This is a genomic window from Salipiger abyssi, from assembly GCF_001975705.1.
In the GTDB taxonomy this organism is placed as follows: domain Bacteria; phylum Pseudomonadota; class Alphaproteobacteria; order Rhodobacterales; family Rhodobacteraceae; genus Salipiger; species Salipiger abyssi.
In genome coordinates, this window is record NZ_CP015093.1 from 1,384,294 (window position 1) to 1,396,172 (window position 11,879).

The 11,879-nt window shown below is 67.8% G+C and carries 9 protein-coding genes and 1 tRNA gene; 1 reads left to right on the top strand and 9 read right to left on the bottom strand.

Going from position 1 to position 11,879, the window contains the following annotated elements:
- Position 1 precedes the first annotated feature (1 nt).
- The 5 genes from Ga0080574_RS10320 to Ga0080574_RS10340 form a co-directional block, all read right to left on the bottom strand.
- On the bottom strand, positions 2–2,710 hold the full coding sequence (locus tag Ga0080574_RS10320; RefSeq protein ID WP_076698335.1) for an HAD-IC family P-type ATPase: 2,709 nt from the start codon (positions 2,708–2,710) through the stop codon (positions 2–4).
- 198 nt (positions 2,711–2,908) lie between these two features.
- On the bottom strand, positions 2,909–4,228 hold the full coding sequence (locus Ga0080574_RS10325) for a hemolysin family protein (protein ID WP_076698340.1): 1,320 nt from the start codon (positions 4,226–4,228) through the stop codon (positions 2,909–2,911).
- Between the two features lie 120 nt (positions 4,229–4,348).
- The gene (locus tag Ga0080574_RS10330; protein WP_076698349.1) at positions 4,349–6,400 is read right to left on the bottom strand and encodes a glycosyltransferase; all 2,052 of its coding nucleotides are present in this window, start codon (positions 6,398–6,400) and stop codon (positions 4,349–4,351) included.
- Position 6,401: 1 nt separating this feature from the next.
- Positions 6,402–7,709 (bottom strand): HlyD family secretion protein, encoded by a 1,308-nt coding sequence (locus Ga0080574_RS10335; RefSeq protein ID WP_076698357.1) that lies wholly within the window; start codon positions 7,707–7,709, stop codon positions 6,402–6,404.
- Between the two features lie 429 nt (positions 7,710–8,138).
- Positions 8,139–8,223, bottom strand: a tRNA-Leu gene (locus tag Ga0080574_RS10340).
- Positions 8,224–8,359: 136 nt separating this feature from the next.
- Here Ga0080574_RS10340 and Ga0080574_RS10345 point away from each other — a divergent pair.
- Positions 8,360–8,863, top strand: coding sequence for a Hint domain-containing protein (locus Ga0080574_RS10345; protein ID WP_076698363.1), 504 nt, complete (start codon positions 8,360–8,362; stop codon positions 8,861–8,863).
- 10 nt (positions 8,864–8,873) lie between these two features.
- Here the strand turns inward: Ga0080574_RS10345 and Ga0080574_RS10350 are convergent, their stop codons facing one another.
- The 4 genes from Ga0080574_RS10350 to Ga0080574_RS10365 form a co-directional block, all read right to left on the bottom strand.
- Positions 8,874–9,785 carry a DMT family transporter gene (locus Ga0080574_RS10350; RefSeq protein WP_076698367.1) on the bottom strand — a complete coding sequence of 304 codons (912 nt, stop codon included), beginning with the start codon at positions 9,783–9,785 and terminating at the stop codon, positions 8,874–8,876.
- A 104-nt stretch (positions 9,786–9,889) separates the two neighbouring features.
- Entirely contained in the window at positions 9,890–10,267 is a 378-nt protein-coding gene (locus Ga0080574_RS10355; RefSeq protein WP_076698373.1) for a hypothetical protein, read from the bottom strand.
- A 12-nt stretch (positions 10,268–10,279) separates the two neighbouring features.
- Positions 10,280–11,053, bottom strand: coding sequence for a DUF6478 family protein (locus tag Ga0080574_RS10360; protein ID WP_198039799.1), 774 nt, complete (start codon positions 11,051–11,053; stop codon positions 10,280–10,282).
- A 133-nt stretch (positions 11,054–11,186) separates the two neighbouring features.
- On the bottom strand, positions 11,187–11,873 hold the full coding sequence (locus Ga0080574_RS10365; RefSeq protein WP_237219351.1) for a dihydroxy-acid dehydratase: 687 nt from the start codon (positions 11,871–11,873) through the stop codon (positions 11,187–11,189).
- Between the last annotated feature and the right edge of the window lie 6 nt (positions 11,874–11,879).

The window sequence follows — 11,879 nt, forward strand, 5'->3', positions numbered from 1 at the left end:
CTCAGCGCTCCGCAGCAGCGTTGCGGCGGAAGGCCAGGCGCATCTGCTTTTCGGTCTCGACCAGCGCAAAGAACACCACGCCCACGCCGACGATCAGCACCCCGTCGTGGAACGGCACCGGCTGCGTACCGAACACCGCCTGAAGCGGCGGCAGGTAGGTGACGGCGAACTGCGCGGCGGTCACCGTGATCACGCAGAGCCAGACCACCGGCGTGCCGCGCACCGCCGCGAAGGTCAGCGAGGTGCCATAGATGTTGCGGATGAAGAACAGGTGGAAGATCTCCAGCGCCACCAGCATGTTCATCGCCATGGTCTGCGCCAGTTCCGGCGGGTGCCCCTCGTCGATGGCATAGGCATAGATGCCGAACACCGCGACGACAAAGAGCAGCGAGACCAGCACCACATGCCAGACCAGCCCGCCGGTGAGCAGCGACTCGCCGCGCGGCCGGGGCGGCCGGCGCATGGTGCCGCTCTCCGACGGCTCGAAAGCCAGCGCGAGGCCGAGCGTGACGGCGGTGATGAGATTCACCCAGAGGATCTGCACCGCGGTGATCGGCAGGGTCATGCCGAGGAACAGCGCCACGATGATGGTCATCGCCTCGCCGGCGCTGGTGGGCAGGTTCCAGCTGATCACCTTCTTGATGTTGTCATAGACCGTGCGCCCCTCGCGCACCGCCGCCGCGATGGTGGCGAAATTGTCGTCCGCCAGCACCAGCTCGGCGGCCTCCTTGGCGGCCTCGCTGCCCTTGCGGCCCATGGCGATGCCGGCATCGGCACGTTTCAGCGCCGGCGCGTCGTTCACCCCGTCGCCGGTCATCGCCACGGTGAGACCGCGCGATTGCAGCGCCGCCACCAGCCGCAGCTTATGCGCCGGCGAGGTGCGGGCAAAGATATCGGTGGCGAGCGCCGCGTCGGCCAGTTCGGTGTCGTCCAGCAGCTCGATCTCGGCACCGGTCAGCACGCGGTCATGGTTCTTCAGCCCGATCTGGGCGCCGATGGCGCGGGCGGTGGCGGCGTGGTCGCCGGTGATCATCTTGACCGCGATCCCCGCCGCCTGGCACTCGGCCACCGCCGCGACCGCCTCGTCGCGCGGCGGATCGACCAGACCGACCAGCCCGATCAGCGTCAGCTTGCCCTTGAGCGCCTCCATCCCGAATCCGGCCTCGCCCTCGCCGATCTCGCCCACTGCGACGGCAATCACCCGCTGCCCCTCGGACGCCAGCCTCTCCACCGTCTCGTGCCAGTGCCCGGGATCGAGCGGCACTGTGCCGCCGCCGGGCATGCGCTGATCGGCGCAGAGCCGCAGCACCGCCTCGGGCGCGCCCTTGGCATGGATGCGGCGGCGGCCATCGGGGTCGCGGTGCAGCACCGCCATATAGCGATGCGCCGCATCGAAGGGGATCGCGTCGAGCCGCTCCCAGTCGGGGAACGGGTCCGCCCCCTGCCCGGAGATCTTGCCCGCCAGCGCCACCAGCGCGCCCTCCATCGGGTCGCCCTCGACCCGCCAGCCCTGCTCGCCCTCATGCAGTACCGCGTCGTTGCAGAGCCCCGCCGCAAGCGCGAATTCGCCCAGCACCGCATGCTCGGCGGGGTGCGCATCGGCATCGCGCCAGCGCACCGCACCCTGCGGCGCGTAGCCGTCGCTGTCGACCGCATAGACGTGTTCCGCCGCCGCCAGAGAGGACACCGCCATCTCGTTGCGCGTCAGCGTGCCGGTCTTGTCCGAGCAGATCACCGAGACCGCGCCCAGCGTCTCGATGGCCGGCAGGCGGCGGACGATGGCATTGCGGTTGGCCATGGCGCGCACACCGACCGCAAGCGTGATGGTCAGCACGGCGGGGAGGCCCTCGGGGATCGCCGCCACCGAGAGGCCGACCACCGCCATGAACAGCCCGCCGAACTCCAGATGCCAGACATAGTAGCCATAGGCGAGCACGCTGGCGGCGACGATCAGGATAAACACCGTCAGCCAGCGCGCAAAGATATCCATCTGATGCACCAGCGGCGTGGTCAGGGTCTCGACCCCCGCCAGCATGCCGCTGATATGGCCGATCTCGGTCTGCGCGCCGGTGGCGGTCACCACGCCGCGCCCGGTGCCCGCCGCGATCAGCGTGCCGCTGTAGAGCATCGAGGCGCGGTCGCCCAGCGCGGCATCGGCGGCGACGGGCTCGGTGCCCTTGTCCACCGGCACGGATTCGCCCGTGAGCACCGCCTCCTCGGCCTTGAGCCCGCGCGCCTGCAACAGCCGCAGATCGGCGGGCACGCGGTCACCCGCCTCCAGCAGCACGATATCGCCGGGCACCAGATCGGCGGCGTCGAGGCTCACCCGCTGACCGCCGCGCAACGCTGCGCTGTGCGGTGCCAGCATGCCCCGGATCGCGCCCATGGCCTGCTCGGCGCGGCCCTCCTGGATGAAACCGATCACCGCGTTGACCACCACCACGGCGACGATCACGCTGGTATCCACCCAGTGCTGGAGCAGACCGGTCACCACCGCCGCGCCGATCAGCACATAGATCAGCACATTGTTGAACTGCTGTAGAAAGCGCCAAAGCAGGCCGGGCTGCGGCGGCTCGGGCAGGCGGTTGGCGCCATGCGTCTCGCGCCGCGCCGCCGCCTCCTCCGGCGTCAGCCCGCCGGCATCGGCCTCAAGCGCCGCCAGCGCCTCGGACACGGTTGCCGCGTGAAGATCCTTCGCATCGCCTGTCATCGTCTCACCCTGTTCCGCCGCTGCTGGAACGGCTCTTGCGGTTCGGGCGGGCCACCCGTGCAAGGCGGCTCCGGGCCCATGAGTCTCTCGGAGGTTTGCTACCGGAAGGGGTATCAGCACGCCTGTCGCGTGCAATGCTTCCGGAGAGCTTTTTGCAGCGCAGCATAGCCCGGGGGCATGCCGCGAATATGATGCAGATCAACTATTAAGCGAACTGTCGCCGGTCTCGCCCGGATCCGCCGGAGGCAGCGGCTCGGCCCGCACCAGCAGCCGGTCGATCCGGTTGCCGTCCATATCGACGACCTCGAACAGCCAGTCGCCGATGCGCACGGTCTGGCCCGTCGCCGGCAGGCCGGGCACCCGGTCGAGCACCAGCCCGGCTACGGTCTGGTAGTCCGGCGCCGGCTCGGCGGGCATGCCGGTACGGGCGGTGAATTCGTCCACCGGCATGCCGCCCGCGACAAGGAAAGACCCGTCCTCCCGCGTCACCAGCTCGGGCTCGTCCGGGTCGGGCTCGTCGAACCCGCCGGCAATCGCGCCGAGAATGTCCATCGGGGTGATGATGCCGTCGAAATGGCCGTATTCGTCATAGACCAGCAGCATGTGGCCGGGCGACGCGCGGAGCTGCTCGACCGCCTCCAGCGCCGGCAGCGCATCCTGAATCACGATCGCCGGGCGCAGCAGCGTGCGCGCATCCACCCCGTCATCGGGCACGGTGAGCAGATCGCGGCTGTGCAGCACGCCGACGATGTCATCGGCGCCGCCATCGCGGAACGGCAGCCGGGAATGGCCCGAATCGCGAAACCGCTCGCGCAGCACCGCCACCGACTCGCCGGCCTCGGCAATGGCCACCTCGTGGCGCGGCGTCATCAGACCGCGCGCGCGGCGGTCGGCCAGCCGCATGACCCCGCCGATCAGTTCGGTCTCCTGCTGCTCGATCACGCCGGCATCGGCGGCCTCGGTGATCAACAGGTGAATGTCCTCGTCGCTGACACCGGTGTCGCGCTCGCCGGACTGGCCCAGCAGTTTCAGCAGCACCCGGCCCGAGCGGTCGAGCAGCCAGACCAGCGGGGCCGCGACGCGCGACAGCACCAGCATCGCCGGCGCCACACGCCGCGCCACAACCTCGGGCGCGGCCAGCGCAATCTGCTTCGGCACCAGCTCGCCCACCACCAGCGACAGGTAGGTGATCGCCACCACCACCAGCCCGACGCCCAGCTCCTGTGCCATCTCGGGCGGCACGCCCAGCGCCGGCAGCCGCTCTGCCAAGCGCCCGCCCAGCGTCGCGCCCGAGACCGCGCCGGCCACCACACCCACCAGCGTGATGCCGATCTGCACCGTCGAGAGGAACGTGCCCGGCGCCTCGGTCAGCCGCAGCGCGGCACCGGCGCCGGGCAGACCCTGCTCTGCCTGCGCCCGCAGCCGCCCCGGATTCGACGAGACGACCGCCAGCTCGGACATGGCGAGCAGACCGTTGAGGGAGATCAGGGCGAGAAGCGCGAGGATTTCGAGGAACATGGATCGGGGCGATGCGTCTTCGACAGGGCGGGGCGCCGGCAGCATGGGCCGGATCGGCGGCGAAGTCCAACCGCCTTCGCCCTCGCCCGGCAACCGCCCGCCGGGGCGGTCGGGCCGGCTCTACTCGCCGGCCGCTTGCAGCCAGGCCGGCGGTGGCGTGCCAGCCTTGCCGGTCTCGCCTCCGCGCAGCGCACCGCCGCCCTTGGTCAGGATCCGCCCCAGCATCGAGAGGCTGACCTTGAACGCGCTTTTCGTCGGCGGGCTGTTCTCGTACCCGCTGGTAAAGAGCAGGGCGACCAGCGCATCCCGGCGCGCGCCTTCACCGAGATCGAAGGACACCCAGAGCCGGTCGCCGCGCTGACCGGTGATGCGCGCCGCCACCGGCCCGACGCCGGGAATCTCCAGCCGAAGCCAACGCTTGTTGAAGCCGATCTCGTCCATATCGAGCGCCTTGATGCGTGCGTCCGACAGCGAAAGCCAGTCGATCCGCGCCGGCACCAGCTTGCCCGGACGGGCGCCGATCCGGCATTTTTGCAGCAACCGGAACCGCTCGTCGCGGTTGGGCGCCTCGGGCGAGACGGCGACAACCTGCACGCAGAGCAGGACCAGAACGCTGGCACAGGCCCAGAACGCCAGGATGGGCAACTGCTCGAACGACGTGATGATGCGCGAATTGAAGCTCGCATTGGTGGCAAAGCCCAGTGCGGTCAGGAAGATCAGCACCGCCGGCAGCATGATCATGATGTGATCGACAGCACGCCCACCGGCGTCGCGGCCCTTGGGCGTGACCTTGAAGGCATGGCCATGCGGGCGGATCAGCGTCGTCACCACCGTGGGCAGGATGCGCGGCGCCTGGATCGCGGCGTGTACGGTCGCGGCAAGCGGGAAGAACGCGTTCGGCGCAATCAGGCGCAGCGTGCCCAGCGTCGCCAGGAGAACCGGGATCTGGAACTCCACCAGCTCGACCACGCGGGTGGCCGGCAGCGGCGCCCAGCCCGTCCAAAGACAGATCGCCGGCACCGTCAGCGTGGCGATCACCATGAGCGGCTGGATCATCCAGTGCAGCGGCAGGAACATCAGCCGCTGATAGAGCTTCAGCCCCGGCCCGAACGGCCCTTCGCGCAGGAACAGGATCTGGATTGCGCCGCGGGCCCAGCGCGCGCGCTGCACATACATCGCGCTCAGCGATTCCGGCGCCAGCCCGATGGCCAGCCGCTCGTTGAGATAGCGGGTGACATAGCCTTTGCGCAGCATCACCATGGTCAGCAGCATATCCTCGGTGATCGATCCGGTGGGCAGGCCGCCGCCGACCGCCTCGATGGCGGTGCGCCTCGTGATCGAGTTCGAGCCGCAGCAGAAGGCGGTATCCCAGCCGTCGCGCCCGGGCATGATCGAGCCGAAGAACAGCCGCTGGTCGTCGGGCATGCGGTGGCGCATGTCGAGATTCGACTGCATCGGATCGGAATTGTAAAAGCAATGCGGCGCCTGCACGATGCCGACCTTGGGGTCTTCGAAGAGACCGATGGCACGGTAGAGGAAATGCCGCTGCGGGATGAAATCCGCGTCGAGCACCATGAAGAATTCGCCGTCGGTGCGGGCGATGGCGGCGTTGATATTGCCGGCCTTGGCATGGGCGTTGTCCGGGCGCGTAAAGTAATCGGCGCCCTTGCGCTCGCAGAACTCGCGCAGCCAGTCGCGTTTGCCGTCGTCCAGCACACAGACCCGCAGCTTGTCGGCGGGCCAGTCGATGGCGAGCGCGCCGATGATGGTCTTTTCGAGAACGTCGAGCCCCTCGTTGTAGGTCGCGATGAACACGTCGACCGTGGGAAGCTCGGCGGGATCGCTGGCGCGCAGCCGCGCCTCGCCCTCATCGGCGGCGGGCGAGTTGTCGCGCCGCCGGACCAGCGTCGAGAACAGGATCGTGGTGTCGAAGAGCACCATCATCTCGATCACGAAGAGCGTCCAGGCAAACACCGTCTCGCCGGTGCTGCTCTCGGGGCCGGGCAGCGTCTCGGTCACCCGCCAGTAAAGATAGCGCAGCGTGATCGCGCCAAGCGCCACCAGCAGCGCGACGGCGTGCGAGGGGCGCATGCTCGACCCGTTCAGCGCCTTGCGCGGCACCACAAGCAGCGCGAGCATCACCACCGCCAAGGGAACGAGATATTCAGGCATGTCAGTTCGTCCGGGAGCGCGGGGTCATGTCGTCTTCGTTGGCGGCGAGATCCTCATCCAGGGCGGTGTCGGTCTCCTGTCCGTCACGTCCGAAGACGGCGCGGGCCACCTCGCGTGCGCGCTCCATCCACTCCGAGGCGACAGAGCCCGAGGGGATGTTCATGCGCACCTCGGCAGAGCGCCCCACATCGCAGAACGCCCGCGCCACGTTTTCGTCCTCCAGATCCGGCTTCGGAATGGTGACGATGACCCGCAGGCCGTTCGGCGTGGTGATCCGCGGCTGGGCCGCCTGCATATTTCGGTTCGGTCGCGAGCCGCCGCCATAGGCCGCAAAGATCTTTCCGGTAAAGGGCTTCTCCGCACCTTTCAGACGCACACTCACCTCGGTGCCCGGGACGATCTTTTCGAAATGCCGCTCAGGCAGTTCGAATTCCAGGAAGCGGCGGGTGCAGTCGAGGATCTTCAGCACCTGCTCGCCGGTCGTCACATTGGCGCCGGCGCGCGGCGAGGATTCCCAGACGATGCCGTCGGTGGCGGATGTGGGCCGGAACTCCTCGTTCTTCGTCTGCTCGATCTGCATGCCGGAAATCTCGTGCAGCAGCGCTTCGCGGCGGGTGCTGCGGCCCATGAGCTGGGTGGCGAGCTCGGCATCGCGCACGGCGATCTCGTCGAGCCGGTAGGCGATGGCGTCGATATCGTTGGTCGAGGTGTCGATCACATCGCCCTCGGCGAGAAAGTCGCGCTCGACCTCGAGCCGCTTCAGCGTCGCCTCGCGGCCCGCCACAACGGCCTTTGCCTCGGCGAGTTCGCCCTGCGCCTCGATCAGATCGCTCTCCGACAGCCGGTCGCGCGCGGCGAGCCGCTCGGCACGGTCGCTCGACGCGATGACCCGGTGCAGCGCGCCCTCTGCACGATCGAGCTCGGCGCGCGCTTCGAGCAGCCGGGTCTCGTACCAGGCGCTGCGCGCGGCGATCTGCTGATCGCGGCGTTCGAGCAGCTCCTGCTTCAGCTGCTCCAGCCGCTCGCGTTGCATTTCAAGACCTTCGATTTCCCCCGACAGGGAGGACAGCTCGCTCTTGAGCGAGCGCAAGCCGGCGCTTTCCTTGCTCATCTTGCGCAGTTCAAAGGCGAGTTCACCCGCGCGGATAAAACGCGCCGGACCCGGGCTCGGCGTTTCGACGATCCCCTCGAACGGGGACGAGATCGGCACCAGCGGGGCGTTTACCACTGCGGATGTCGAGATATAGTTCGTTGCGTGCGGCGCCACGGCGGTCGCAACCGCCCCCACGAGAACGGCAGCCGCGGACATTCTGACCAATCGCATCGGCATTTTAAGCCCTCCGACCCTAATTAAAACTGAACGGCGATTCCTGTCTCGCTGCCCCGGCCGCGCCCTTTCCCCGACACGATCAGACCAACCACGGGACACACCCGCGACCCGTCCTTTTTTGTTCATGATCTGGGCGAAATTATGGTTACCCGGACCTTAATGTTCACTTTTCATGACAGGCTGCCGGTCAGATTGTCGCAGGCAGCGCGACGGAGCCCGCGTGTCACTGCGATGGCCACCGGCAAAGAGGCCAGCGCCTTGTGAGACGCCCCAATGCACCGGAGGGCCGAAGGCGAAGCGGCGAATTGGAATTGAGCCGCGAGGACGCGCTCGAATGTCAAGATGCACCGGCAGGGGAAGCGGATGGTCCCGACGGCAGGGTGCCAGGGAAACAATGTCGGACAAACATGGTGCGGGTGGAGGGACTTGAACCCCCACGCCTTGCGGCGCCAGAACCTAAATCTGGTGCGTCTACCAATTTCGCCACACCCGCTTATTGCCGCGAAGTCCTAGCAAAGCGCCGCAGCCAAGGCGAGGGGAAAATAGCTCCCAGAAAACGCGCGACATTCACGGAATCTTGCCGTACTCTGCCCAACAATAAAGAGGCAGAACACAGCAGGAATGCGCCTATGGAACCGAAAACGGTCCGGCGCGGCGATACCCAGGGCAGCGCCACCGCGCGCCATATCGAGTCGTCGCATCCCCTCAACGCGCTTGTCGCCGGCACCGTGGTGCTGACGCTCGACGGTGCGATCCCGGTGGAATTTCTTTCTCCCGGCGACCGTGTGATCACACGCGACAGTGGCACCGCGATCCTGCGCGCGCTGCATCGCTCCCGGATCCGAACCAAGCTTGTCGCGATTCGCGCCGGTACGCTCGGCAATTCCCGCCCCGGCAGCGACGCGATCCTGCCCGCGCAGCAGGAGATCCTGGTGCGCGACTGGCGGGCAAAAGCCCTGTTCGGCGCAAGCTGCGCACTGGTCCCGGCAGAGCGTCTGGCCGATGGCGAATTCATCCGGGAGATCGGCACGCGCGAGGTGGATCTTGTCGAACTGCGCTTTGATGCGCCGCATATCCTCTACGCGGACGGGCTCGAACTCGCCGCGGCGGCAGCCGAAAGCATCAGCGCCTGACCCCGATGGCTCAGCCCTGCGGGGTCATCGTCGGGCGGGCCTTGTTGCGTTTCAGCCCCAGATAGCGCTCGCGCAGGATGATCGCCACGCCGGAGGCGATCACCACAGCCGACCCGAGCAGCATCAGCGGCGTCGGCACCTCGGCAAAGACCAGGTAGCCGATCAGGATGGCAAACAGGATCGAGGCGTAGTCGAACGGCGCCAGCAGCGCCGCCTCGGCCCCGCGATAGGCGGAGGTGAGGCAGATCTGCGCCACGCCCCCGATGAGTCCGGCGCCCACCAGCAAAGCCGCCTCGCGCATGTCGGGCATCACCCAGCCGAAGGGCAGCGTCAGCAGCGACAGAACCGTCGAGGTCAGCGAGAAATAGAACACGATGGCGGAGGTCTGCTCGCTCTGCACCATGCGACGGATATGGATCTGTACCAGCGCCCGCAGCACCGCAGAGCCCATGACGCAGAGAATGCCCAGCAGCACCATGTCGCTGACCTCGGACACGGTAAGCAGCGGCCACATCACCAGCCCGACGCCGAAAATCCCAGTACCGACGGCGGAGAGGCGAAAGAGCCGCACCTTTTCGCCCAGCAGGAACGCCGCAAAGACCACCGTCAGCAGCGGCGCCGCATAGCCGAGGGCTGTAACCTCGGGCAGCGGCAGATATCCCAGCGCCGCAAAGTTCAGCCCCATGGCCGACACGCCGACGATGCCGCGCAGGAAATGCAGCGACGGGCGCTGCACGCGCAGTCCCGCCGACAGATCGCCGCGCCACAGCAGCCAGACCAGGATCACCGGCAGCGCAAAGAACGAGCGGAAGAACACCGCCTCCCCGGTCGGTATCTCCGAGGCCGCCTTGATCAGCGCCGACATGATCACGAAGAGAACGACCGACACGATTTTCAGCGCAATGCCGCGCAGAGGGGTCATGGAAACTCCGGGTTGCAACCGCGCCACCTTGAACCGCGCCAACTGGGAGCGCAATCACCGCGCGCCGCATACCCGCTATCGGCCCCGGGAACGGAACATCGCTCTCACATGGTTTCGAGGCAGTGGCGGCGGAAGGCACGCTTGAGCATGTCAAGCTCGGCGCGTAGCAGCACCATCTCGGCACGGATATCGTCATCCACCGCCGCGCCTGCGATCAGCGTGAAGCTGTCGAGCTTTTCGTCGGTTGCGGCATCGAGAATGAGAAAGGTCTGCACGCCGTCGCCCAGCGCCTCGACCGGCACCGGCACCTCGACCGCCCAGCGCCCCTCTTCGTCGGTCTGCACCACGCTCACGCCGCGCACCGGGCCGTCATTCAGCGTAACGGTGATCTCGGGCGGCGGCGCAGCCCTGTCCTCGGCCACCAGCAGCCCTTCCCAGAGCCCCTGTCGGAACCGCGTCTTGGTCAGCGAATAGGCGCTCATGGCATCCCTCCGTTACAGCTCGGCCCGATGGCGGCGGCTGAAGGTCAGATCCCGCAGGATCACCTGGTTCATTTCCGGCCCCTCGAAGATCAGGTCGAGCCACATGCGCTCGACCCGCTTTTCGTTGAGCCGCGTATAGGCCAGATCGAACTCGACCCGGATCTCGTCCTCGGTCACCGGCAGCTCGCGCACGATCTGCTCGGTGTTCGGCCCGTGCTTGATATTGAGCCGCGCAAAGATCTCCAGGGGCTTCTCCATCTCGACGATGGTCTCGATCCGTAGCAGATGCTTGCGCAGGAGACCGTCGCTCGCCGCCTCGGGCAGGTCGATGGCCAGCGACAGGTAGGAGCCGTCGAAGCGGAACACGTCGAGCCGCAGCCCGTAGGCGGCGAGATCGGCCTCGCGCAGGTTGCGCAGCTGGCGCAGAGTAATCTCCGACTGCGCGCAATCGTGGAACAGGGTGACCTCGTCACCGAGCGTGGCCTTCGAGGGCACCGCCGCCAGCCCGGGAACCGGCAGCGGGCCGCACCAGAGTTCGGGCCGCCACGACCAGTCCACGCCCTGCGGGCGCGGAAAGGTCTGGTTTCCGACAAGTGGCAGCGACAGCCGCGCATCGGCCACATGCAGCAATTTGTCGAGACGGCGCCTGAGCCTGCGCGCGGCGGTGCGCTGGCGGCGCAGAATACGCAGATCGGTGGTGTCGGCCTGCTCCGCCGCGGCGCTCCAGCGCCGCAGCACAGCCGCGGAAAGCGCGCGGCTCATCCATCCCTCGCCGATGCCTGCCATTCGTTACGCCCGTTGTCCTTTTACCCGCGCCGCTCTGCCCGAAACGACGCTTTGCACCGTTATCGCAAATCCTTCATGGCGAATAAACGGTCAAATCCCTTTTGGCCTCGGGCTGACAGCATGACGCCGCAGATCAGGGCTCGACCGGCGCCTCTTCGTCCTCCGCCGCAGCCGGGCTGAGCGAGACGATGCGTTGCTGCACGGCGCGCAGCATGCCGGCACCATCCGGGCCCGCGAGGAAGCTGCCCTGCGGCGCATAGAGCGCCAGCCCGATCAGATGCCCGTTCTGCACGAAGGCCCCGCGCCAGTAGCGCGGATCGCCATCGTCCAGCACATCGGTACCGCCACCGCCAAGCTGCGCCATGACGAGCCCGTCGCGGACCTCGCCGCCGACCAGTTCCTGCCCCGCCTGCACCGCGAGGACCGACGGCGCCGGCGGAACCACCGTCTGCTGACGCGGCCCGACGGTCACGGTCATCATCATCGGTTCGACGAAATTGCCGGTCTTGCCGCCCGAGAGGATGTGACACGAGGCGATCACCGCAAAGCCGCGCCCGGGGCGGTTGCCAAGCGTCACCGGATCGACGCAATAGCCCTCGGGGCCGGCAACCACCACCTCGCCGCGCGCCATCTCGGTCTGCGCCAGTGGCGTGGGCCGCTCTGGCGCGGCAGCGGCGCCGGTGGGAAACAGCGTGGCGAAAAAGCCGCCGGTCGCCGGCTCGCCGGCCTCGTCCGGCGTGTCGGCACCGGAGGGGGCTTGCACACAGCCGGCCAGAGACACCAACGCGATCAGTCCGGCCAGCCCTGTTCCCCGCTTCATCCGCCC

Coding starts and splice junctions, on each gene's coding strand:
- Ga0080574_RS10320 (WP_076698335.1), bottom strand. CDS start 2,710: ATGACAGGCGATGCGAAGGATCTTCACGCGGCAACCGTGTCCGAGGCG.
- Ga0080574_RS10325 (WP_076698340.1), bottom strand. CDS start 4,228: ATGTTCCTCGAAATCCTCGCGCTTCTCGCCCTGATCTCCCTCAACGGT.
- Ga0080574_RS10330 (WP_076698349.1), bottom strand. CDS start 6,400: ATGCCTGAATATCTCGTTCCCTTGGCGGTGGTGATGCTCGCGCTGCTT.
- Ga0080574_RS10335 (WP_076698357.1), bottom strand. CDS start 7,709: ATGTCCGCGGCTGCCGTTCTCGTGGGGGCGGTTGCGACCGCCGTGGCG.
- Ga0080574_RS10345 (WP_076698363.1), top strand. CDS start 8,360: ATGGAACCGAAAACGGTCCGGCGCGGCGATACCCAGGGCAGCGCCACC.
- Ga0080574_RS10350 (WP_076698367.1), bottom strand. CDS start 9,785: ATGACCCCTCTGCGCGGCATTGCGCTGAAAATCGTGTCGGTCGTTCTC.
- Ga0080574_RS10355 (WP_076698373.1), bottom strand. CDS start 10,267: ATGAGCGCCTATTCGCTGACCAAGACGCGGTTCCGACAGGGGCTCTGG.
- Ga0080574_RS10360 (WP_198039799.1), bottom strand. CDS start 11,053: ATGGCAGGCATCGGCGAGGGATGGATGAGCCGCGCGCTTTCCGCGGCT.
- Ga0080574_RS10365 (WP_237219351.1), bottom strand. CDS start 11,873: ATGAAGCGGGGAACAGGGCTGGCCGGACTGATCGCGTTGGTGTCTCTG.